The following is a 21983-nucleotide window of genomic DNA, read 5'->3' as shown; positions in this document are numbered from 1 at the left end:
TCCCTCCATGAGCCAGACCTCCTCCCCCGAAGCGGCCGCAGCCGCTCCCAGCCGCCGCGGCAAGCTGCTGCGCGGCTTGTTGATTGTTGTCGTGATCCTGCTGGTGGCATTTGCCGCGTGGTACTTCCTGCTGGGCCGCTGGGCCGAGGACACCGACGACGCCTATGTCGGTGGCAACCAGGTGCAGATCACCCCGATGATCGCCGGCACCGTGGTGTCCATCGCCGCCGATGACGGCATGAAGGTGGAGCAGGGCCAGCTGCTGGTGCAACTGGACCCGGCAGACACCGAAGTGGCCATGCAGCAGGCACGCGCCAATCTGGCCAGTACAGTGCGCCAGGTGCGCGGCCTGTACCGCAGCGCGGAAGGTGCGCAGGCGGAGTTGAACGCACGCCAGGTCACCGTCAAGCGCGCCCGCGAAGACTTTGCCCGCCGCCGCGACCTTGCCACCACCGGTGCCATCTCCAATGAAGAGCTGGCCCATGCCCGCGACGAACTGGCCGCTGCCGAAGCCGCTGTTGCCGGTTCGCGCGAAACCGTCGAGCGCAGCCGCGCGCTGGTCGATGACACCGTCATCGCCACCCAGCCGGACGTGCAGGCTGCTGCGGCGCAGTTGCGCCAGGCCTACCTCAACAACGCCCGCGCCGGTATCGTCGCGCCGGTGAGCGGTTACGTCGCGCGTCGTTCGGTGCAGGTTGGCCAGCGCGTGCAGCCCGGTGCCGCCTTGATGGCGGTGGTCCCGGCTGAGCAGATGTGGGTGGACGCCAACTTCAAGGAAACCCAGTTGCGCCACATGCGCCTGGGCCAGGAAGTGGAACTGCGCTCGGATCTGTACGGCGGCGACGTGACCTACAAGGGCCGCATCACCAACCTCGGCCTGGGTACCGGTTCGGCGTTCTCGCTGCTGCCGGCGCAGAACGCCAGCGGCAACTGGATCAAGATCGTGCAGCGCGTGCCGGTGCGCATCGCCATCGATGCCAAGCAGCTGGCCGAGCATCCGCTGCGCCTGGGCCTGTCGATGAAGGCCGAGGTCAACCTGCACGACCAGAAGGGCACGGTGCTGCCGGCCGACGTGGCCAAGGGCACGGTGTACGGCACGCAGGTCTACGCCAAGCAGCTGCATGATGCCGACGCGCTGATCCACAGCATCATCCAGGACAATCTGCCGCCGTCCGCGCGCGCCAGCTGAGGTCATCATGTCCGCTCAAGCTCCCACGGCGCCGGCCACAACGGTCGGCGCAGGGCCGGCCAATGTAGCCTTGTGCACGGCCGGCCTGGCGCTGGCCTCGTTCATGCAGGTGCTCGACACCACCATCGCCAACGTCTCGCTGCCCACCATTGCCGGCAACCTCGGTGCCAGCTCGCAGCAGGCAACGTGGGTGATCACCTCGTTCGCGGTCAGCACCGCTATTGCCTTGCCGCTGACCGGCTGGCTGAGCCGTCGCTTCGGTGAAGTGAAACTCTTCATCTGGGCGACGATTGCGTTCTCGATTGCCTCCTTGCTGTGCGGCATCGCCCAGAGCATGGGCATGCTGGTGGTGTCGCGCGCGCTGCAGGGGTTCGTGGCCGGTCCGATGTATCCGATCACCCAGTCATTGCTGGTGTCCATCTATCCACGCGAGAAACGCGGGCAGGCGCTTGCGCTGCTGGCGATGATCACCGTGGTGGCGCCGATTGCCGGGCCGATTCTCGGTGGCTGGATCACCGACAACTACAGCTGGGAATGGATCTTCCTGATCAACGTGCCGTTGGGCGTGATTGCCGCGGTCATCGTCGGCGGCCAGCTTCGCCACCGGGTCGAACAGACCGAACGGCCGAAGATGGACTACGTCGGCCTGGTCACCCTGGTGATCGGCGTGGGTTGCCTGCAGCTGATGCTGGACCTGGGCAACGAGGAAGACTGGTTCAGCTCGACCAAGATCGTGGTGCTGGCCTGCGTGGCAGCGGTGATGCTGGCGGTATTCGTGATCTGGGAGCTGACCGACAAGGACCCGATCGTTGACCTGAAGCTGCTCCGGCACCGCAACTTCCGCGCCGGCACGCTGGCGATGATTGTCGGTTACGCCGCGTTCTTCTCGGTAGCGCTGATGATCCCGCAGTGGTTGCAGCGCGACATGGGCTATACCGCGATCTGGGCCGGCCTGGCGACGGCGCCATTGGGCATCCTGCCGATCATGGTGGCACCGGTGCTGGGCAAGTTCGGCCACAAGGTGGACATGCGTTACCTGGCGACGATCGCGTTCTTCGTGTTGTCGATGACCAGCTTCCTGCGTTCGGGCTTCAACCTGCAGGTCAACTTTGAACACGTGGCTGGCGTGCAGCTGCTGATGGGCGTGGGCCTGGCCTTGTTCTTCATGCCGGTGCTGCAGATATTGCTGTCGGACCTTGACGGCCGCGAGATCGCCGCCGGCTCGGGTTTGGCCACCTTCCTGCGCACCTTGGCCGGCAGCTTCGCCGCCTCGCTGACCACCTGGCTGTGGGCGCGGCGTACCCAGCAGCATCATGCGGACCTGACTGAGCATGTGTCGCTGTACGACCCATCGATGCACGACCAGGTCACCGCGCTGGGGCAGGGCGACCTGCAGCACGGCGCGGCGATGCTCAACGAGATGATCAACCACCAGGCATCGCAGATGGGCTTCAACGACATCTTCCTGCTGCTGGGCTGGGTGTTCCTGTTGATCATCGGCCTGGTATGGCTGGCCAAGCCGCCGTTTGGTGCGGGCGCTGGCGCGGCATCGGCAGGCGGGCATTGATCAAGCTTCTTGTAGGAGCGGCATAAGCCGCGAAGCCGATATCAATGAAACTACAGCGAAGCCCGCAATCCGACAGATTGCGGGCTTCGCTTTTTGTAGTGCCGAGCCATGCTCGGCAGAGGCCTTACCGGTGAAGCCCCTGCCGAGCATGGCTCGGCACTACAAAGAAGCGGGCACAAAAAAACCCGCTTTCGCGGGTTGTTTCGTGTGAGTCATGGTGCCCAGGAGAGGACTCGAACCTCCACGGAGTTGCCCCCGCTAGCACCTGAAGCTAGTGCGTCTACCAATTCCGCCACCTGGGCGACTCAGGGGACGAATTGTGCCGAGTGTGAAGAAAACTGTCAACGATTTACGCGAAGAAATTTCACATCGCTGTGTAGTGCCGAGCCGTGCTCGGCAGGGGCTTCACCAGCAAGCTTGCAGGCGAAGCAAATGCGGCGAAGCGGGCGCATCGCGCCACGAAAAAATAGAAGGGCTTATGTAGTGCCGAGCCATGCTCGGCAGAAGCTTCACCAGCGAGGTTGCAGATGAAGCATGTATGGCGAATCGGGTGCGTTCAGGTACTCGAGGACTGAAGGGGCTCATGTAGTGCCGAGCCATGCTCGGCATGTGGCGTTATCGGTAAGGCCTCTGCCGAGCATGGCTCGGCACTACAAAAGAAGCGGGCACAAAAAAACCCGCTTTCGCGGGTTGTTTCGTTTGAGTCGTGGTGCCCAGGAGAGGACTCGAACCTCCACGGAGTTGCCCCCGCTAGCACCTGAAGCTAGTGCGTCTACCAATTCCGCCACCTGGGCGACTCAGGAGCGAGATTATGTAGGACGTTTCTGGCGTCGTCAACAGTTTTGTGAAGAGTGGGCTGGCGTGGTCATGCGAACCGTAGCCCGCGTAAGCGAAGAACCGTAGCCCGGGTAAGCGAAGCGCACCCGGGGGGATTCGCGGCAGAGCTGCCCGGCGGAGAGAATCCCGGGTGCGCTGCACTTGCCCGGCCTACGTGGCCGTGCAGCCGCATGTTGGCGAAGGCATTGCTTCTGCCCCCTCCCTTTGCCGCAGGCAAGGGGAGGGCTGGGGAGGGGTAAGGCGCTTGCTCCTGCCGCAAGACCAAACCCCGGAAACGAAAAAACCCGCTTTCGCGGGTTTGATCTTGAAACGTGGTGCCCAGGAGAGGACTCGAACCTCCACGGAGTTGCCCCCGCTAGCACCTGAAGCTAGTGCGTCTACCAATTCCGCCACCTGGGCACTTCAGGCCGCGCAGTTTGCAGAGGATGCGGACCTTTGTCAACGCTTTTTCACATTCATCCGCAGTGATCCTGTGCGCACCCTGTACACCTGCGGCCATGTACCATGGAGGCTGATGAAAAACAAAAAGACCACTGGGGCCGACAAGGCCCAAAAGTCCGCCACCGGCAGCAAGCCGGGCAAGGCGCCGGGCAAAGCCCCCAAAGCAAAATCGGCCAAGCTGCCGCCATGGATGCCGGAAAGCCTTTCCGCACCTGCGAAGGCCGGCGCAGCCAAGCCACCGGGCAAGGCGGGCCCCGCCCGTTCCGGCGCGCCCAAGCCGGGCAAGCGCAAACCCAATGACAACGCCGCGCCGCAGAGTTTCGTGCGCGGCCGCCGCAAGTCCGGTCCGCCGGTTGCAGCCATCGATGATCCCTATGCATCGCGCGAGGCTGAGCGCTACGCGCAGCCGATTGCCAGCCGTGAGGCCATCCTGCAGCTGCTTGACCGCTGCGAAGGCCCGCAGAACGCCGAGGAAATCGGCGCCGCGCTGGGCCTGACCGAACCGGATCGTGCCGATGCCTTGGGCAAGCGCCTGGGCGCGATGGTGCGTGATGGCCAACTGGTGCAGAACCGCCGTGGCGGCTTCGCTCCGGTCAGCCAGTTGAGCCTCATCCCCGGTGTGGTGATCGCCAACCCGGAAGGCTTCGGCTTCCTGCGCCCGGACGAGGGCGGCGACGACCTGTTCCTGTCACCTTATGAAATGCGCAAGGTGATGCATGGTGACCGTGCGTTGGCCAATGTCACCGGCATCGACCGCCGCGGCCGCCGCGAAGGCAGCATCGCCCGCGTGCTGGAGCGTGGCGTCAACCGCCTGATCGGTCATTTCAGTGTGGAAGCGGGTATCAGCTACGTGGTGCCGGACGACAAGCGCATCCAGCGCAACATCCAGATCCCGGGCGATGCTACTGGCGGCGCCAAGGACGGGCAGCTGGTGGTCTGCGAGCTGACCCATGCGCCGGATTCGCGCCGTCCGCCGATCGGCAAGATCATCGCCGTGCTCGGTGACAAGCTGACCCCGTCGCTGGTGGTGGAAACCGCCATCCATGGCCATGAGCTGCCGTATGAGTTCCCGCCGGAAGTGCTGGACGAAGCCACTGCGGTGCCGTTGACGGTGGAGCCGTCGATGATCGGCAATCGCGTGGACCTGCGTTCCATGCCGCTGGTCACCATCGACGGCGAGGACGCCAAGGACTTCGACGACGCGGTCTACTGCGAGCCGAACCGTGACGGTTTCCGTCTGGTGGTGGCCATCGCCGACGTCTCCAACTACGTGCGTCCCGGTACGCCGCTGGACGATGAAGCGCAGCGCCGGGCGACCTCGGTGTATTTCCCGGGTTTCGTCGTGCCGATGCTGCCGGAGACGCTGTCCAACGGCATCTGCTCGTTGCGGCCGAAGGAAGACCGCATGTGCTTCGTCTGCGACATGCAGGTGGGGCGCGATGGCGAGGTGACCGAGTCGAAGTTCTACGAAGCGGTGATGAACTCACATGCGCGCCTGACCTATACCCAGGTGTGGGCCGCGGTGGGCGAGGACGATGCGGACACCAAGGCCTTCATCGGCCCGTTGATGCCGCAGATCCAGAACCTGCACCAGCTCTACCGCATCCTGTCCAAGGCACGCGAGCGCCGTGGCGCGATCGAGTTTGAATCCTCGGAAGTCCGCTTCGTACTGGACAACCGTGGCGAAGTGACCCAGGCCGGCATGATGGTGCGCAACGACGCCCACAAGCTGATCGAGGAATGCATGATCGCCGCCAACGTGGAGGCTGCGCGTTACCTGCTGTCCAAGCACGTTCCGGCGCCGTTCCGCGTGCACGAGCGGCCACCGGAATCCAAGTTCGCCGACCTGCTCGAGTTCCTCAAGGAATTCAAGCTGAGTCTGCCGCCGTGGAGCAAGGTGCAGCCGGGCGATTACACCAAGCTGCTGAAGAAGGTGCGCGAGCGCCCGGACGCGGCGCTGCTGGAATCGGTGTTGCTGCGCAGCCAGTCGCTGGCGGTGTATTCGCCGGACAACAACGGCCACTTCGGGCTGGCGTTGCAGGCCTATGCGCACTTCACCTCGCCGATCCGTCGTTACCCGGACCTGCTGGTGCACCGTGCCATCAAGTACGCGCTGACCGGTGGCCCGCTCGACAAGTACACCTATACCCCGCGCGAGATGGCGGCGCTGTCGCTGCAGTGCTCCGAGCGTGAGCGCCGTGCCGATGAGGCCGAGCGTGAGGTGGACGAGCGTTTCCGTGCGGCGTGGATGGAAAAGCACGTGGGCAGCCAGTTCGACGGCGTGATCAGCGGCGTGACCAGCTTCGGCCTGTTCGTCGAGCTGTACGAGTCCAAGGTCAACGGGCTGGTCCATGTGACCCAGCTGCCGCACGACTATTACCAGTTCGACCCGATCCGCAAGACGCTCAGCGGCGACCGCCGTGGCAGCGAGTTCCGGCTCGGCGACCGGGTCCGCATCCTGGTGCTCAAGGCCAGCATGGAGGAGCGCAAGATCGATTTCCGCCTGGTCGAGGACAAGGACGGCAAGGTCGAAGCGCCGACCCCGCAGCCCGAACGCGGCAAGCCGGCTAAGCGCACCAAGCAGAAATATTGAAGCCAGCAACCATTGAAGCCAGGAACTGGCGGGTAGGAACGAGAAACGAGTGAAAGCTGGCCTTGGCCGGCTTTTGCCTGCTCCTCTGGTTCCTGGCTCCTATGACCTGGTTCCTAGCCTCTCAAGTAGTACCATTGCCCCCCCGAATTCCCCCATGTGACGCCCATGAGCAAGCAGAACCAATGGATCGTCGGCGTCAATGCCGTAGCTTCGTCGATTGAAAAGGACCCGGAAAACGTCCGCGAGGTCCTGATCGAGGCCGGTGCCAAGAACCCGCGCCTGGTCGAAATCGAGGAAGAAGCCCTGCGCAAGGGCATCGACGTGCGCAAGGTCAATGCCCAAGCGCTGGGCGGCGTGGCCGGCCAGGTCCGCCACCAGGGGGTGGTTGCGCGCTATGCCGCGCCCAAGCTGTGGGACGAGGACGAGCTGAAGGGCCTGATCGAAGCGGCCGAAGGCAAGGCGCTGGTGCTGGTGCTGGACGAAGTGCAGGACCCGCACAACCTCGGCGCCTGCCTGCGCAGCGCCGCCGCCGCCGGTGTCACCGCGGTGGTTATTCCCAAGGACAAGAGCGCTCCGGTCAACGCCACCGTGCGCAAGGTCAGCGCCGGTGCGGCCGACAGCATTCCGGTGGTGTCGGTGACCAACCTGGTCCGCTGCATCAAGGACATGCAGAAGCTGGGTGTGTGGGTGTATGGCCTGGCCGGTGAATCGGACACCACCATCCACAAGCTCGACCTGCGCGGTAATGTGGCGCTGGTGATGGGTGGCGAGGCCGACGGCATGCGCCGCCTGACCCGCGAAACCTGCGACCAGCTGGTGCGCATTCCGATGCCGGGCGACGTTGAAAGCCTGAATGTATCCGTGGCGACGGGTGTGGCATTGTTCGAGGCCGTCCGCCAACGCCTGTAAGGAACACCATGCCCCGCACGCCGTCCCGTCTTTTCCTTCAATTGACCGTGGCGCTGGCGGGGCTTTGCGTCCTGGGCGCCGCCGCACAGGACGCTCCGCGCGTACGTGCGCGTGATCTGGGCGTCGCGCCCGGCATCTTCAGCCCGGGCAGCAACAACGCAATCACCGATGTAGCCGGCGTACGTGTCGGCCAGGTGACCTTGAGCACGGGCGATAGCGTACGCACCGGCGTCACCGCGATCCTGCCGCACCCCGGCAATGCCTACCGCTCGCGGGTGCCGGCTGCGCTGCACGTGGGTAATGGCTTCGGAAAATTCGTCGGCAGCACCCAGGTCAACGAGCTGGGCGAACTGGAAACCCCGATCCTGCTGACCTGCACCCTGTGCGTGTGGAAAGCCGCCGATGCGATGGCCGACTGGATGCTGGCACAGCCGGACATGCAGCAGGTGCGTTCCTTGAACGTGGTTGTCGGCGAGACCAATGACGGCGGCCTCAACGATATCCGTGCACGGCCGATCACCGCTGCGGCGGTGCGCCACGCGTTGGAATCCGCAAAGAGTGGCCCGGTGCAGGAAGGTAGTGTCGGCGCCGGCACCGGCACTGTGGCGTTCGGCTGGAAGGGCGGAATTGGTACTTCATCACGCAAGCTGCCCGAGAGCCTGGGCGGCTGGACGGTAGGTGTGCTGGTACAGGCGAATTTTGGCGGCGTGCTGCAGGTGGAAGGTGCGCCGGTTGGCCGCGAGCTTGATCGCTATGCGTTCCAGAACGCGGTGGCTGCGCAGGGCAATGTACGCGGGCTGGCCGATGATCGCGGCGATGGTTCGGTGATCATCGTGGTGGCAACCGATGCGCCGTTGTCGGATCGCAACCTGCGCCGGCTGGCTTCGCGCGGGATGATGGGGCTGGGGCGTACCGGCAGTTCGGCATCCAATGGCAGTGGTGATTATGTGCTGGCGTTTTCGACCGCCGACTCGGTGCGGCGCGGCTTTGATGCCGCGCAGCTGCAGACCACCGAGCTGGCAAACGAGCAGATGAGCGCGGTGTTCCAGGCCAGCGTGGATGCGGTGGAAGAGTCGGTGTACAACGCCTTGTTCATGGCAACCACGGTCAGTGGCAACGGCCAGACCGTGCAGGCGATTCCGCTGGAGCGGGTGCGTGAGGTGCTGCAGCGGCATGGGGTAAAAGCACCGAGGTAGTGAGGTGCTAGCAGTGCTGCAGATTCAAGCAATGCCCGACTCAGTCCCTTCTCCCGTTTACGGGAGAAGGTGGCGCGAAGCTACGGATGAGGGTCTTTTGATTTTTCCTTGCGAGAAGCTTCCGCTCACCCCAACCCCCGCTCCGCGCCCCAGCCCTTGCGCTGGCGCAAGGGCGTTCAAAGGGGCACGAACCGGCGGTTCGTAAGCGCCCCTTTTGCACCCCGCAAGCGGAAGAGGGGATTGAGCAGCACTGCTGTGGCTTTCGGTTTGCTGAGGTCTTCCAGCTCCCAGTCCAGGCTCGTGTCCCCCGGCCTACGAAAATGTTTCGACGTGCGCCAACGTGATCTCCATCGCTGATCCGGCGTACCTGTTTGCTAGTATCGCCAGACCAGCTTGGGGCATGAACGATGGCAGCAGAGAAGAATCTGGTTATCCGCTCGGGCATGGGGATGCGCGCGAGGGGAGGCAGGGGAGCGGTCTTTGCAATTCGAGGTGGTTTCGCGCTGATGGCGATTGCCGGATCTGCGGTGTCACCGGCGTGGGGGCATGCTGGCGTTGACAGCCCGTTGCCCAAGGCTGCCGCGTTGCCGCTGCCGGCGCTGCTCGGCGGGCTCTGCCTGCTGTTGATCGTGGCGGTGGTCTGGTTGGGAATCCGCTTGAAGCAGCAGCGCAACCAGGCACGGCAGCTGGCCGCGCAGGCATTGGCGCGTTCGGACGAGGTGCAGCAACACAACAGCCGGCTGCAGGCAGCGCTGCTGGAAAAAGCGCAGCTGGAACTGCAGCTGCGCGAGCAGGCCGAAGCGTTCGAGCGCCTGGCCAATGAAGATGATCTCAGTGGCCTGCCCAACCGGCGCGCATTTGATGAAGTGCTGGCACGTGACATGGCTGTCGCGCGTCGCGCCGGCCGTGCGCTCAGCCTGGTGGTGCTGAGCATCGATCACCTCCGGCAGATCAATACCGAATGGTCGCGCGCGGTTGGTGATCTGGTGTTGTGCGAAGTCGGTGAGTTGATGCGCCGCAGCCTGCGTGCGTCGGACATGCCGGCGCGGTTGGGCAACAAGGAGTTCGCGGTGTTGTTGACCGACACCGCATTGCCCGAAGCCGAGATCGCCTGCCAGCGATTGCAGCGTTTGTTCGCGCAGTACGCGGAGTGGGGCGGACATGAGGCCGATGACATCAAGGTCAGTTTCAGTGCCGGCGTGGTGCAGCTGCGCGAAGACGACCAGGCACCGGTGCTGTTCTACCAACGCGCAAAGAATGCGCTGGCACAGGCCAAGAGGGAGGGCCGCGCAAGGACCTGCGCGGCCTGAGTACGGTCCAGCTCAACCAGCGGTTGTGGTCGGCCAGGCGTTGACGATCTTGCAGAACAGGCGTGCGGTCTGTTCGGTGTCGTAGACCGCGCTGTGCGCCTCACTGGCATCCCATTCAAAACCGGCAGCCTGCACTGAGCGTGCAAGCACGGTCTGGCCGTAGGCAACGCCGGCCAGGGTCACGGTGTCGAACACGCTGAAAGGATGGAAGGGATTGCGTTTGTGGCCGCTGCGGGCAACGGTGGCATTCACGAAGTTCAGGTCGAAATGAGCGTTGTGGCCAACCAGGATCGCGCGCTGGCAGTTGTATTTTTTCATTGCCGCGCGGATCGGTGCGAACACATGCTCCAGCGCCTCGCGCTCGGGCTTGGCCAGGCGGAACGGGTGGTCCAGCACGATGCCGGTGATCTCCAATGATTTGGGATCGATTTCGGTGCCTTCGGCCGGGATCACATGCGCGCTGGCGGTCTGGCCGGGATATAGCCGGCCGTTTTCATCCATCTCCACCGGCACGGCGGCGATCTCGAGCAGGGCATGACGATTACAGTCGAAGCCGCCGGTTTCCACGTCCACCACCACCGGCAGAAAGCCACGGAAGCGTTGCGCCATGGGCGTGTGGGCAGGGCGGGGCAGCGAGGGTTCAACAGATTCGTTCATCGCAATAGGGTAGCAGAGCGTGTCAAGCGGCCGTGTCGGCAAAGACTTGCCGGTGGTGCCGCGCCGTGCGCGGCGGGAGCTTTCCAGACGATGCCTGTAGGAGCGGCGTAAGCCGCGAAGCCGGGCTTGCGTGGAAGGTCCTCAAAGCCAACCCCTCCCCAACCCTCCCCTTGGCCTTTGGCCAAAGGGAGGGGCGCGTTATCGCGGGCAAGAACGAGGGAGGGGGCGCATCGTTGCCGCAGACAGAAGGGGTTTAAGCCTTCAACCAAGCAATGCGAACAATCGAACCTCCGTCAAAGTCAGGGAGCCGTGCTACCCAACAGACAGCCCTTGTCCTGCAATTGCCGCAACATCGCCGCGCCATTGGCGATGAATGCCTCATCCGCCTGCGTGCCCGCCTCATCGGCCAACTGCTGAAGCTGTTCGCGCCCGCTGAGCGCGGGAAACTGTTCCAGCCGTTCCAGCAGGCGGTACAGCAGGGGCGACAGCTCGGAGAACACGATGTTGCCATCAGCCTGGCGCCGGGCCAGCAGCAGGGTCGGCTGCAGCGGTGGATCGCTGGGCTGGTATTGCGGAGCAATCCGATGCACCGGCCAGTGGTAGGCGAGGGCACGGCAGCAGGGCGAAACCACCGGGCTGCCGAGCAGCAGATCGCCGTGTGGATCATGTGCGGGCAACGGCGCATCGGTGATCTTCAGCGCCAGTTCGATCCACTCGTAATGTGCCAGTTCCAGCAGCCAGGGCGCTTCCGGGTCGACGCCGCGTTGGTCCAGGAAGGCGATGAATTCCTGCCCGATCTCCGGGAACAGCGGCGTGTGTGCGCGACGCTCGCGGCAGAACGCGCGCACCAGTTGCGGCCAGCGCGCCGGCCCCACGGTTTCGGCGATTACCGGGAAATTGGCGGCCAGCAGGCTCAGGATGTTGTTGAAGTACAGCTCGCGGTACACCTGCATGCGTGCATCGTCGAGGCCTGCTGGTGCCGGGTGCTGCTGCGGATCGCGCAGGTGGGCGGCGAACGCCCGTTGCAGCGCGGCCAGGGAGTCAGTCATCGCGGCCGGCCTGGGCATCCTGCAGCTGGCGGATGCGGCTTACCTCGGCCAGCAGTTCGGGCAATGGCGGGAAGTTGAAATCGCGTTCCAGCAACGTGGGACGTACTCCGTGCATGGCATAGGTATCGGCCAGCAGCTGCCAGACATCGCCTTTGACCGGCATGCCGTGGGTGTCGATCTTCAGATCGTCGGCTTCATCGTGGTGGCCGGCCACGTGGTAGCTGGCAATACGCCGCGAGGGCAGGCGCGCAAGAAACGCGCGTGCGTCGTAGCCGTGGTTGATGGCGTTGACGTAAACGTTGTTGACGTCCAGCAGCAGGTCGCAATCGGCCTCGGCCAGGACGGCATTGATGAACTCCGCCTCGTCCATGTCGGCCGCGGGCACGGCGTAGTAGGAGGCGTTTTCCACCGCGATACGCCGGCCGAGGATGTCCTGTGCCTGGCGGATGCGCGCGGCCACATGCCGTACCGCTTCGCTGGTGAAAGGCAGCGGCAGCAGCTCGTACAGATGGCCCTCATCGCTGCACCAGCTCAGGTGTTCGCTGTACAGCGCCACCTGGTGCTGGTCCAGGAAACGGCGGGTCTGTGCCAGGAAATCCACATCCAGCGGAGCCGGCCCGCCCAATGACAGCGACAGGCCATGGCAGCTGAGCGGATGCTGCTGCGACAGCGCCGACAACGCCTCGCCCAGCGCGCCGCCGACGCCTATCCAGTTGTCCGGTGCGCACTCGAGAAAATCAAAGGAGCCGGCCGGTGCTTGCTGCAGGGTATCAAGCAGCGAGCGCCGCAGGCCCAAGCCGGCGCTGGCCTGGGCCGGCATGCGCTGGCCCTGGCCGTCGGGCTTAGTGCTTGCCGCCACACTTGCCCTCGCCGCACTTGCCTTCGGCGTTGGTTTTATCGGCGCTGGTCGCCGCTTCGCCTTCGGCCTTGGCGGCGTCGGTCTTCGGCTTGTCCTTGTCAGCGCCGCATTTACCTTCGCCACATTTGCCTTCACCGCACTTGCCTTCCGCCTTCTGCTTGGCGTCGGCTGCGGCCTGGTCGGTAGCGGCGGCGGCCTGGGCTTGGGCTGTCGGTGGGGTCTGGGCGCTGGCCCCGAGGGCGTAACCCTGGGCCAGGTCGGTGATGGCAAAAGCGGGGCTTGCCATGCTGCCGAACAGGGCGACGCCCAAGGCGAGGGTGGTGGGCTTGCGGATGTCGATGGCCATTGTGCTAACTCCGGTGGTGGTTGGGCCGGGGGGAGGCTGGAGCTTAGCAAGCCGTTCCAGCCAACGGCGCCACCTTGCCACCGTTGGAACGACAACGGGCCCGCGGGGGCCCGTTTGATTCAGCTCACGGCAGCGGCCAGTGATGACCGGCGCATTGATCGACCCGGTCGCTGTGCGTTTACGCAGCGGCCTTGCCGCAGGGGGTCAGGCGTGATCGACAGTGCTGGTTTCGTCGCGCTTCTCGCGCGGCGGCAGCGGCGCATCCCCGTGCACCAGGAACCAGACGTTCTCGGCAATGTTGGTGGCGTGGTCACCAATGCGTTCGAGGTTCTTTGCCATGAACAACAGATGCGTGCACGGGGTGATGTTGCGCGGGTCTTCCATCATGTAGGTCAGCAACTCGCGGAACAACGCGGTGTACTGCGCATCCAGACGCGCGTCGTCGGCGCGCAGCTTCAGCGCGGCCTCTGCATCATTGTCACGGTAGGCTTCCATGGCACGACGCACCTGCTGCGCGGCCAGCCGTCCCAACGCCCGCACACCCTGGATCTGCGGCAGCGGCGGCACCGTGGCCAGGGCGATGGAACGCTTGGCGACGTTGGCGGCGTAGTCGCCGATGCGCTCGATGTCGGCGGGGATGCGCAGGCCGGCGAGGATTTCGCGCAGGTCGCGGGCCATCGGCCCACGCAGCGCCAGGCGCATCACGTCGTGGCTGATCTGCTGCTCCAGCTGGTCGATGGCCTCGTCGTTGGCGACGATGCGCTGCGCCGCTTTTTCATCGCGGCGCTCGATCACGTCCAGCGCGGCCTCGAGCTGGGCAACGGACATTTCGCCCATGCGCACGATCTCGGCTACCAGCCGCTGCTGCTCTTCGTCGTAGCTCTTGACGATGTGGTCGTTGGGAAGGTTCATGGAATGCTCGCTGGAAACTGTTGGAGTGGGACTGCATTCGTTCGAAAACTGTGGTGCCATCCCTGGCCGGTCGGTGGCTTCGCAGTGCGGCCTGGCCATCCGTGGCCAGGCATCCAGCGGGCGCCGGGCCAGTTGCCGGCCCACGCGCGCCAGCCTCAGCCAAAGCGACCGGTGATGTAGTCTTCGGTCTGCTGCTTGGAGGGGTTGGAGAAGATGGTTTCGGTGCGGTCGTGTTCGATCAGGTCGCCCAGGTACATGAAGGCGGTGTAGTCGGACACACGCGCTGCCTGCTGCATGTTGTGGGTGACGATGGCGATCGTGTAATTGCTCTTCAGTTCTTCAACCAGCTGCTCGATGCGGCTGGTGGAGATGGGGTCCAGCGCCGAGGTCGGCTCGTCGAGCAGCAGCACGTCCGGGCGCAGGGCCACGGCGCGGGCGATACACAGGCGCTGCTGCTGGCCACCGGACAGGCCCAGCGCGCTCTGGTTGAGCTTGTCCTTCACCTCGTCCCACAGCGCGCCCTGGCGCAACGCCTGCTCCACGCGCACGGTCATCTCGGCCTTGGACAGCTTCTCGTGGTGGCGGATACCGTAGGCCACGTTCTCGAAGATGGTCATCGGGAACGGCACCGGCTTCTGGAACACCATGCCCACCTTGGAACGCAGGCGGTTCATCGGGTACTTCGGCGAGAGGATGTTCTCGCCATCCAGCAGCACTTCACCCTTGGCTTCAAGCTTGGGGTACAGCGCATAGATGCGGTTGAAGATGCGCAGGAGGGTGGACTTGCCGCAACCAGACGGGCCGATCAGCGCGGTGACGCGCTTCTCGGGGATTTCCAGGTTGATGTTCTTCAGCGCATGGAACTTGTCGTAGTAGAAGTCCAGGCCGCGTGCGGCCAGCTTGACCGGCGCCGGCGTGTGCAGCGACTGGTTGGCGGCGGGCACGGCGATGCGCTGCATCGGTACGGCATTGCTGAGGTCGTTCATGGGGAGGTCCATGGCAGTCAATCGTTTAAGTTCAGTCGTTCGAAATGCGGTTGCGCAGCAGCAGGCCACGCGCGGACAGGCTGACCAGCAGCACGAACACCGTCAGCACCAGGGCGCCGGCCCAGGCCAGCACCTGCCAGGATTCATACGGGCTGCCGGCGAACTGGTTCATCACCACCGGCACCGACGCCATCGGCTGCATCACGTTGCTGTTCCAGTACTGGTTGCCGAAGGCGGTGAACAGCAGCGGTGCGGTTTCGCCGGAGATGCGCGCAAGGGCGAGCAGGATGCCGGTGACGATGCCGGCCATGGCACTGCGGTACAGCACCTGCATGATCACCTTCCACTGCGGCACGCCCAGCGCCAGCGCGGCTTCACGCATCTGCACCGGCACCAGTCGCAGCATTTCGTCGGTGGTACGGATCACCACCGGCAACACGATGAAGGCCAGCGACAGCGCACCGGCAAACGCGGAGAACTGGCCGCCGGTCTGCATCACGTACAAGGTGTAGACGAACAGGCCGAGCACGATGGATGGTGCCGACAACAGGATGTCATTGACGAAGCGCACCACCGTACCGGCCTTGCGCGCATTGCCGTACTCAGCCAGCCAGGTGCCGGCAGCCACGCCCAGCGGCGTGCCGATGCCGATTGCCAGTGCACACATCACCGCGCTGCCGAAGAAGGCGTTGAGCAGACCGCCTTCCTGCATGGGCGGCGGCGTCATCTTGGTAAACAGATTGAGGTTGATGCCGGGCAGGCCCTTGGACAGCAGCGTCCACAGAATCCAGCCGAGGAAGAAAAGGCCGAACAGTGCGGTGGCGCAGCCCAGTAGCAAGGCCACGACATTGGTGATGCGGCGGCGCAGGTACAGCGCGTCAGAGGCGGAAGCGGACATCAGTTGCCCTCCTTGCGGGACAGGCGCATCAGCATCAGGCGGGCCAGTGCCAGCACCACGAAGGTGACGATGAACAACACGAAGCCGAGCAGCAGCAGGGCCGAGCGGTAGGTTTCGGTGGCTTCACCAAAGTCGTTGGCGATCAACGCGGCAATGGTGGTGCCCGGCTCCAGCAGCGAGGGGGTCAGGCGCACGCTGTTGCCGATCACGAAGGCCACCGCCATGGTTTCACCCAGTGCGCGGCCCAGGCCGAGGAACACGCCGCCGATCACCGCCGAGCGGGTATACGGCAGCACGATGTCCCAGCTCACTTCCCACTTGGTCGAGCCCAGCGCATAGGCCGACTCCTTCAGGCGGGTGGGGACGGTGAGGAAGACCTCGCGCATCACCGAGGAGATGAAGGGAATGACCATGATCGCCAGCACAAAGCCGGCGGTAAGCATGCCGATGCCCAGTGGCGGGCCGCGGAACAGTGCGCCGATCACAGGCAGCGGGCCAAGGTGATCGTTGAGGAACGGGGTGACGTACTGGGTCATCACCGGCACCAGCACAAACAGGCCCCACATGCCGTAGATGATCGAGGGGATGCCGGCCAGCAATTCGATGGCGGTGCCGACCGGGCCACGCAGCCAGCGCGGCGCCACTTCGGTCAGGAAGAAGGCGATGCCGAAACTCACCGGCACCGCGATCAACATCGCGATCAAGGCGGTGACGATGGTGCCGTAGATCGGTGCCAGCGCGCCGAACTTGTTCTCGACAGGATTCCAGTCGGAGGAATAGAAGAAGCTCAGTCCCTGTTCCTGCAGCGCATGGCGGCCACCCCAGAGCATGGAAAGGGCGGCACTGGCCAGCGCGACCAGCACGAAGATCACCGTGGCGATCAGGAACCAGCGGAACAGCCGGTCGTTGCGGGCGTCGCGCAGATCGCGCGAAGTGGGCGACGAAGCGAGGGACGGTGCAATGGCATTCATGGCAGCGGCAGGGGCCCAGGAGGATGCGGTGAAGAATCAGTCCCTCGAACGAGGGAACCCGTCATTCCCGCCGAGGCGGGAATCGCGCTTGCCTCTTGCGTGTAGCGCCAAGGGCAGCAGCGGGGGAACAACAGCAACAGCGGAATCGGCAGCAATCCCCACCTGCGCGGGGATGAGGCAATGACAAGGCGGGTGCGCCAGCGGCGCACCCGCGTCATCGCATCACTTGAACTCAGCAGCCCAGTACGACTCGATCTGGGTGACCAGCTCGGCCGGCAGCGGAACGTAGTGCAGTTCGTTGGCCTGCGCCTGGCCGTTCTCGAAGGCCCACTTGAAGAACGCGCGGGTATCGGCGCTGCGTTTGGCATCCTTCGGCTGCTTGTGCATCAGCATGAAGTTGGTGGCGGTGATCGGCCAGGCATTGGCGCCCGGTGCGTTGGTGATCACCAGGTTGAAGTCCTTGGCATTCGCCCAGTCGGCGCTGGCTGCGGCGGCGGCAAAGGTTTCAGCGGTCGGCTGCACCCAGCTGCCAGCGGCGTTCTGCATCGAGGCGTACGGCATGTTGTTCTGCAGCGCGTAGGCCAGCTCGACATAACCCACCGAGCCCTTGATCTGCTGCACGTAGGAAGCAACGCCTTCATTGCCCTTGCCGCCGACGCCGTCCGGCCACTGCACCGAGGTGCCTTCGCCAACCTTGTCCTTCCACTCACCGCTGACCTTGGACAGGTAGTTGGAGAAGTTGAAGGTGGTGCCCGAACCATCGGAACGGTGCACCAGGGTGATCTTGGTGTCCGGCAGGGCCACGCCCGGGTTGGCGTCGGCGATGGCCTTGTCGTTCCAGGTCTTGATCTTGCCCAGGAAGATGTCCGCCAGCAGGGTGCCGGTCAGGCGCAGCTGGCCCGGCTGCAGGCCTTCCAGGTTGACCACCGGCACCACGCCGCCGATGGCAGACGGGAACTGGCCCAGGCCAGCCTGTGCCAGCTCTTCGGTGGACAGCGGCTTGTCGGACGAGCCGAAGTCGACGGTGCCGGCCTTGATCTGGGCGATACCACCGCCCGAGCCGATCGACTGGTAATTGATCTTGGCGCCGGTGGCGGCGTTGTAATCGGCCGACCACTTGGACACCAGCGGGAAGATGAACGAAGCGCCGGCGCCGGAGATCTCGACGGAAACCTTGTCACCGGCGGCATTGGCCGACGCACCGGCTGCGCCCGGGGCGGAAGCGGCCTGATTACCCTTGTCACCACAGGCCGACAGGCCCAGCGCAATGGCCAGCGAAAGGGCGGCCAGACCGGTTGTGTGCAGCTTCATGCGTCACTCCATAGCGGGAGAAGTGCCGGCACTGCCGGCGGATGCGGCTATGAAATGATGTTTTTGTTACAGCCTGATTACATCGTAAAAAAAATATGGAAAAGCCAATGGAATCAATGGCTGTAAAGTTGGCCGCGGGTAGGGCCAGGGTAGGGATTCGGCAGCTTGATGACAGCGAGAGCGGCGCCGCAATGCCCTGTAGTGCCGAGCCCTGCTCGGCAGGGGGGCGTTCCCGGTAAAGCCCCAGCGGAGCACGGCTCCGCTCTACAGGTGGAGCCGAAGCCAAGCCGCCCTGTAGTGCCGAGCCATGCTCGGCAGGGGCTTCACCGGTAATGCCTCTGTCGAGCATGGCTCGGCACTACAAAACAAGGCAAAAAAAAGCGCGGATCGCTCGATCCGCGCTTGAGACGACGAGGGAGAGAGGGACCCGCCGGCTCTTTACTCAATAATTCAGGTTCTGCTGCCAGTAGGTTTCAATCTGGCGCACCAACGGATCCGGCAGCGGCACGTAGTCCAGCTGGCGAGCCTGGGCGTCGCCGTTGGCGTAGATCCAGCGGAAGTACTCGACCGTCGCCTTGGCACCTTCGGCGCTCTTGGGCTGCTTGCGCATCAGGATGAAGTTGGTGGCAGTGATCGGCCAGGACTGTTCGCCCGGGGCATTGGTCATCACCAGGTAGAAGTCACGGGCATTGGCCCAATCAGCGCTGGCGGCAGCGGCCGAGAAGGTCTCGTCGCGCGGCTGCACGAAGTTGCCGGCGGCGTTCTTCATGCGCGAAAAGGTCAGGCGGTTCTGCAGTGCGTAGGAGAACTCGACATAACCGATGGCGCCCTTGATCTGCTTGACGTAAGCGGCCACGCCTTCGTTGCCCTTGCCGCCGATGCCGGCCGGCCACTGCACGCTGGTGCCTTCACCGACGCTGTTCTTCCAGTCCGCGTTGACCTTGGACAGGTAGTTGACGAAGTTGAAGGTGGTGCCCGAACCATCGGAGCGGTGCACGACGGTGATCTTGGTGTCCGGCAGGGTCAGGCCGGTGTTCAGCGCGACGATGGCCGGGTCATTCCACTTGCTGATCTTGCCCAGGAAAATGTTGGCCAGGGTGGGGCCGTCGAGCTTCATCGCACCCGGCTCGACGCCGGCCACGTTGAGCACCGGCACCACGCCGCCGATCACCGACGGGAACTGCACCAGGCCTGCGGCAGCCAGTTCCTCCGGCTTCAGCGGGGCATCGGACGAACCGAAGTCCACGGTGTTGGCCTTGATCTGCGCGATGCCGCCGCCGGAGCCGATCGACTGGTAGTTCACGCGCTTGCTGGTGGCGGTGTTGTAATCGGCCGACCACTTGGACATGACCGGGTAGATGAAGGACGCGCCGGCGCCAGTGACATCGGCAGCATTGGCGGCGAACACGGACGACGCAGCGAGGATGGCGATGGCTGCGCGCGATTTGATGGCGTGGATCACAAGTGGCTCCTGGGAGGTGTGAATGTGCGGTGAGTTCCGCCCGGGGCCTATTCCATAACCATTTGATGACAGCGCAGCGACTGTCATATGACGTTCAAATGACAGCGCCGTCAGCCGTCAGAAGTTTGCCTCCATCGTGCTCGGCAGCGGGTAGCTGCGTTGCACCGGGCGAAGGGTGAAACTGCGCACGGGCAGGTCCTCGCGCTCTTCAATACAGTTGCCGTTGGCGTCCTCGCGGCTTGCGGTGGTGGCGCTGCGCTCACGTACTGTCAGCGTTGCCCAGCCTTGTGCCGGCAGCGGGCCAACTTCCAGCGTGCGCTTTGTTTCATGAAACTCACCGGCGCAACGGGTGTCCCATTCGCCGCCGCTGCTGGAGACGACGATCTGCCCGGTAATGGTCTTCAGGGTAGTGCCGTCGAACACCAGAAGCTGCAGGCGGGTGTCGCTGAAAGGATTGGGCTGCGAGGAATTGCTGCGCGCGCTGCGGATGCCGAAGGCGCGCACGTCGGGTGCCAGGCGATAGCGCGCGGTATCCAGGCTGACACTGTCCACATGGATGGCATCGCTGCTCATCACGTCAGCGAGCCGCAGCCCCGCGCGCGGGCGCAGCGTGGTGCTGTCGACGACCAGTACATCCAGGTCGCCCTGTTGCACCTCGCCGTTGAATTCTTCCGGGCCAAGCACCGGCACCGCGAGCAGGGTCAGCGACGTATCGGCCGGCCACACCCGGCATGCACCGCGTGAGGCGTCGATGGCCCAGCCGGGGCGATCGGGCAGGGCATTGATATCGCGTTGCCCATAGGCCTGGGTGATGCGCGCAGCGCTGTCGTCGCCACAGTCCTGGGCGAAGGCGGTCAAGGGCAGGGAGAGCAGCAGTACAAGCAGGCAGGTGCGCATGGATCCGTCCGGTTGATGCGCCCCTGTGGTTTGTTGTGGGAGCGGCATGAGCCGCGAAGCTTACACAGCTTCAGATCGCCGGGGACAACCGCATCGTCGCAGCTGTCGGCATGTGGGAGCGGCGTAAGCCGCGAAGCTGACAGATATTCAGATCGCAGGGTCAGCGTACGCATCCAGACCATCAGCTTCGCGGCTTACGCCGCTCCCACAACGATGCCGGTCCAGCGGAAAAAAGAACGCCCCTTGCGGGGCGTTCGAGGTAGTGCAGGCAGCGATTTCTTACCAGAAGAACTGCAGGCGTGCTTCCAGGATGTCCGGCTTGTCGCTGACGAACTTCTTGCTGGCCGAGGCGTACTTGTTGCTGTCGACCATCACGTAGTTCAGCGAGGCCTTGAAGTTGGAGCGCCAGTACCAGTTGGCACCGACGGTCCAGATGTCCATCTTGCCGCCGAGCACGCCGTCCACCAGCGGGGTGCCGCCGACCACCGCCGGTGCCTTCAGGCCGCCGTCGTTGAGGTCGATGTGATCGAAGCGTGCGCCCAGCTGCCACATGCCGCGGCCCGGCTCGTCCGGCAGGCCAAGACTCGGGGTGCCGCCCTTGTAGCCCCAGGTCTCGCCAGTGACGTTCCACACGCCGCTGATGTAATAGCCGTCGGTGCTGTAGTTGTCGTGGTCGTAGCGCTTGGCCTTGGAGCTGTAGTATTCGCCCTGGGCCTTGAACGGGCCGCGCACGTACATGGCTTCGGCGCCGATGGTGCTCAGGCGGTCGGTGTCCTTCAGGTCGCCGCTGTCGACCAGGCGCACGGTGGCAAGGTCGGCATTCGGACGCGCGCGCAGGCGCAGCAGGTCGGCATCGGTGTCGTAATCGACGTAGCTCAGGCCCAGGTGCAGGATGTTGCCCTTCTCGTTGATCGGGGCAAAGGTGCCGCGCACGCCGTAGCCGCTGCCGTGGGCCAGATCACGGGTCAACTCGCGGCCGAAGGCCGAAGCGGTGACCGACCAGTTGCTGTCGCCAACGCCATAACCGACGCCGAGGCGGCGGGCAACGGCGTAGGTGTTGGTGACGGTGGCCTTGGAGATGAAGTCGTTGTTCTTGGTGCTGGACAGTTCTTCCAGGCTGTTGGGCTGCTTGAACTGGCCGGCCTGCAGGAAGTGGTTGCTGTTGCCGCCCAGCTTGTACTTGACGTTGGTGTCCAGGAACTTGTCTGCCTTGGCGTCGTAGCCCACCACCCACTCGATGTTGCCCGGGCCCTTGCCCTTGAGCACCAGCTCGGCGCGACGCAGTTCGAACTCGCTGTCCTTGCCGTTCTTGCCGGTGTTGCCGTTCAAGTCGGCCTTGTCATTGCTGAACCAGTTGCCGTCAGCCTGCACCAGGCCTTCGAAGGTGATTTCGGAACCGCCAATAACGTCGATGGCGACTTCAGCGTGTGCAGCCGGCGCGAACAGTGCAGCAGCCACGGCCGCAGTGAGGAGTTGGCGATGCAGTTTCATTGGGTGGGTAGCCTTGCAGGCGGTTGGAGGTTGCTGCGAAGGCTAGGGCGTAAAGATTGCGTAAATGTGACAGCCCGGCGACTGGCTTGCGCCCGTCAGTGC

18 protein-coding genes and 3 tRNA genes are annotated in these 21983 nt (G+C 64.4%); 6 read left to right on the top strand and 15 right to left on the bottom strand.

Annotated elements, in window-relative coordinates; translation table 11 throughout:
* Window positions 1-7 precede the first annotated feature (7 nt).
* A complete protein-coding gene (locus BCV67_RS03165; protein ID WP_062166435.1) occupies window positions 8-1189 on the top strand; it encodes an efflux RND transporter periplasmic adaptor subunit in 1182 nt (393 codons plus the stop codon).
* 7 nt (window positions 1190-1196) lie between these two features.
* Window positions 1197-2756: a DHA2 family efflux MFS transporter permease subunit gene (locus BCV67_RS03160; RefSeq protein WP_062166434.1), complete on the top strand. Its 1560-nt coding sequence runs from the start codon at window positions 1197-1199 to the stop codon at window positions 2754-2756.
* A gap of 215 nt (window positions 2757-2971) precedes the next feature.
* Here the strand turns inward: BCV67_RS03160 and BCV67_RS03155 are convergent.
* From BCV67_RS03155 to BCV67_RS03145, 3 genes are all read right to left on the bottom strand, one after another.
* Window positions 2972-3058 (bottom strand) — tRNA-Leu (locus BCV67_RS03155).
* Between the two features lie 405 nt (window positions 3059-3463).
* Window positions 3464-3550, bottom strand: a tRNA-Leu gene (locus BCV67_RS03150).
* A gap of 355 nt (window positions 3551-3905) precedes the next feature.
* Window positions 3906-3992 (bottom strand) — tRNA-Leu (locus tag BCV67_RS03145).
* Window positions 3993-4107: 115 nt separating this feature from the next.
* Between BCV67_RS03145 and rnr the strand changes: the two genes are divergently transcribed.
* The 4 genes from rnr to BCV67_RS03125 all read left to right on the top strand — a co-directional run bounded on the left by rnr (window position 4108) and on the right by BCV67_RS03125 (window position 10042).
* A complete protein-coding gene (gene rnr / locus BCV67_RS03140) occupies window positions 4108-6627 on the top strand; it encodes a ribonuclease R (protein ID WP_062166433.1) in 2520 nt (839 codons plus the stop codon).
* Window positions 6628-6792: 165 nt separating this feature from the next.
* Entirely contained in the window at window positions 6793-7536 is a 744-nt protein-coding gene (rlmB, locus tag BCV67_RS03135) for a 23S rRNA (guanosine(2251)-2'-O)-methyltransferase RlmB (protein WP_062166432.1), read from the top strand.
* 8 nt (window positions 7537-7544) lie between these two features.
* Window positions 7545-8732 carry a P1 family peptidase gene (locus BCV67_RS03130; protein ID WP_062166431.1) on the top strand — a complete coding sequence of 396 codons (1188 nt, stop codon included), beginning with the start codon at window positions 7545-7547 and terminating at the stop codon, window positions 8730-8732.
* A gap of 506 nt (window positions 8733-9238) precedes the next feature.
* A complete protein-coding gene (locus tag BCV67_RS03125) occupies window positions 9239-10042 on the top strand; it encodes a GGDEF domain-containing protein (RefSeq protein ID WP_062166430.1) in 804 nt (267 codons plus the stop codon).
* Between the two features lie 12 nt (window positions 10043-10054).
* On the opposite strand, the gene rnt is transcribed toward BCV67_RS03125, so the two are convergent.
* The 12 genes from rnt to BCV67_RS03065 form a co-directional block, all read right to left on the bottom strand.
* A complete protein-coding gene (gene rnt, locus BCV67_RS03120; RefSeq protein WP_062166429.1) occupies window positions 10055-10699 on the bottom strand; it encodes a ribonuclease T in 645 nt (214 codons plus the stop codon).
* Window positions 10700-10998: 299 nt separating this feature from the next.
* Window positions 10999-11748 carry an HvfC family RiPP maturation protein gene (locus tag BCV67_RS03115; RefSeq protein WP_062166428.1) on the bottom strand — a complete coding sequence of 250 codons (750 nt, stop codon included), beginning with the start codon at window positions 11746-11748 and terminating at the stop codon, window positions 10999-11001.
* Window positions 11741-12568: an HvfB family MNIO-type RiPP peptide maturase gene (locus tag BCV67_RS03110; protein ID WP_062166427.1), complete on the bottom strand. Its 828-nt coding sequence runs from the start codon at window positions 12566-12568 to the stop codon at window positions 11741-11743. The genes BCV67_RS03115 and BCV67_RS03110 overlap by 8 nt, the downstream gene beginning before the upstream one ends.
* A gap of 22 nt (window positions 12569-12590) precedes the next feature.
* Complete coding sequence (locus BCV67_RS03105) at window positions 12591-12953, bottom strand: HvfA family oxazolone/thioamide-modified RiPP metallophore (protein WP_062166426.1); 363 nt, start codon at window positions 12951-12953, stop codon at window positions 12591-12593.
* A gap of 204 nt (window positions 12954-13157) precedes the next feature.
* Window positions 13158-13865, bottom strand: coding sequence for a phosphate signaling complex protein PhoU (gene phoU / locus BCV67_RS03100; RefSeq protein ID WP_062166425.1), 708 nt, complete (start codon window positions 13863-13865; stop codon window positions 13158-13160).
* A 155-nt stretch (window positions 13866-14020) separates the two neighbouring features.
* Entirely contained in the window at window positions 14021-14851 is an 831-nt protein-coding gene (gene pstB, locus BCV67_RS03095; protein ID WP_062166424.1) for a phosphate ABC transporter ATP-binding protein PstB, read from the bottom strand.
* Window positions 14852-14882: 31 nt separating this feature from the next.
* On the bottom strand, window positions 14883-15752 hold the full coding sequence (gene pstA / locus BCV67_RS03090; protein WP_172837767.1) for a phosphate ABC transporter permease PstA: 870 nt from the start codon (window positions 15750-15752) through the stop codon (window positions 14883-14885).
* Window positions 15749-16720, bottom strand: a complete 972-nt coding sequence (gene pstC / locus BCV67_RS03085) for a phosphate ABC transporter permease subunit PstC (RefSeq protein WP_062166423.1) — start codon at window positions 16718-16720, stop codon at window positions 15749-15751. Before pstC ends, pstA begins: the two co-directional genes overlap by 4 nt.
* A gap of 222 nt (window positions 16721-16942) precedes the next feature.
* Window positions 16943-18031, bottom strand: a complete 1089-nt coding sequence (gene pstS, locus BCV67_RS03080; protein ID WP_062166422.1) for a phosphate ABC transporter substrate-binding protein PstS — start codon at window positions 18029-18031, stop codon at window positions 16943-16945.
* Between the two features lie 442 nt (window positions 18032-18473).
* Entirely contained in the window at window positions 18474-19493 is a 1020-nt protein-coding gene (gene pstS / locus BCV67_RS03075; protein ID WP_062166421.1) for a phosphate ABC transporter substrate-binding protein PstS, read from the bottom strand.
* 117 nt (window positions 19494-19610) lie between these two features.
* Window positions 19611-20390 (bottom strand): hypothetical protein, encoded by a 780-nt coding sequence (locus BCV67_RS03070; RefSeq protein ID WP_062166420.1) that lies wholly within the window; start codon window positions 20388-20390, stop codon window positions 19611-19613.
* A 279-nt stretch (window positions 20391-20669) separates the two neighbouring features.
* Window positions 20670-21881, bottom strand: coding sequence for an OprO/OprP family phosphate-selective porin (locus BCV67_RS03065; RefSeq protein ID WP_062166419.1), 1212 nt, complete (start codon window positions 21879-21881; stop codon window positions 20670-20672).
* Window positions 21882-21983 lie beyond the last annotated feature (102 nt).

The organism is Stenotrophomonas nitritireducens, assembly GCF_001700965.1.
Lineage (GTDB): Bacteria > Pseudomonadota > Gammaproteobacteria > Xanthomonadales > Xanthomonadaceae > Stenotrophomonas > Stenotrophomonas nitritireducens_A.
The sequence above is the reverse complement of the archived record's forward strand: the minus strand, read 5'-3'. Positions and strand labels throughout refer to the sequence as shown.

Bases quoted from the DNA above. Each gene is read 5' to 3' on its own strand.
- BCV67_RS03165 (WP_062166435.1), top strand. From the start codon at position 8: ATGAGCCAGACCTCCTCCCCCGAAGCGGCCGCAGCCGCTCCCAGCCGC.
- BCV67_RS03160 (WP_062166434.1), top strand. From the start codon at position 1,197: ATGTCCGCTCAAGCTCCCACGGCGCCGGCCACAACGGTCGGCGCAGGG.
- rnr (WP_062166433.1), top strand. From the start codon at position 4,108: ATGAAAAACAAAAAGACCACTGGGGCCGACAAGGCCCAAAAGTCCGCC.
- rlmB (WP_062166432.1), top strand. From the start codon at position 6,793: ATGAGCAAGCAGAACCAATGGATCGTCGGCGTCAATGCCGTAGCTTCG.
- BCV67_RS03130 (WP_062166431.1), top strand. From the start codon at position 7,545: ATGCCCCGCACGCCGTCCCGTCTTTTCCTTCAATTGACCGTGGCGCTG.
- BCV67_RS03125 (WP_062166430.1), top strand. From the start codon at position 9,239: ATGGCGATTGCCGGATCTGCGGTGTCACCGGCGTGGGGGCATGCTGGC.
- rnt (WP_062166429.1), bottom strand. From the start codon at position 10,699: ATGAACGAATCTGTTGAACCCTCGCTGCCCCGCCCTGCCCACACGCCC.
- BCV67_RS03115 (WP_062166428.1), bottom strand. From the start codon at position 11,748: ATGACTGACTCCCTGGCCGCGCTGCAACGGGCGTTCGCCGCCCACCTG.
- BCV67_RS03110 (WP_062166427.1), bottom strand. From the start codon at position 12,568: ATGCCGGCCCAGGCCAGCGCCGGCTTGGGCCTGCGGCGCTCGCTGCTT.
- BCV67_RS03105 (WP_062166426.1), bottom strand. From the start codon at position 12,953: ATGGCCATCGACATCCGCAAGCCCACCACCCTCGCCTTGGGCGTCGCC.
- phoU (WP_062166425.1), bottom strand. From the start codon at position 13,865: ATGAACCTTCCCAACGACCACATCGTCAAGAGCTACGACGAAGAGCAG.
- pstB (WP_062166424.1), bottom strand. From the start codon at position 14,851: ATGAACGACCTCAGCAATGCCGTACCGATGCAGCGCATCGCCGTGCCC.
- pstC (WP_062166423.1), bottom strand. From the start codon at position 16,720: ATGAATGCCATTGCACCGTCCCTCGCTTCGTCGCCCACTTCGCGCGAT.
- pstS (WP_062166422.1), bottom strand. From the start codon at position 18,031: ATGAAGCTGCACACAACCGGTCTGGCCGCCCTTTCGCTGGCCATTGCG.
- BCV67_RS03070 (WP_062166420.1), bottom strand. From the start codon at position 20,390: ATGCGCACCTGCCTGCTTGTACTGCTGCTCTCCCTGCCCTTGACCGCC.
- BCV67_RS03065 (WP_062166419.1), bottom strand. From the start codon at position 21,881: ATGAAACTGCATCGCCAACTCCTCACTGCGGCCGTGGCTGCTGCACTG.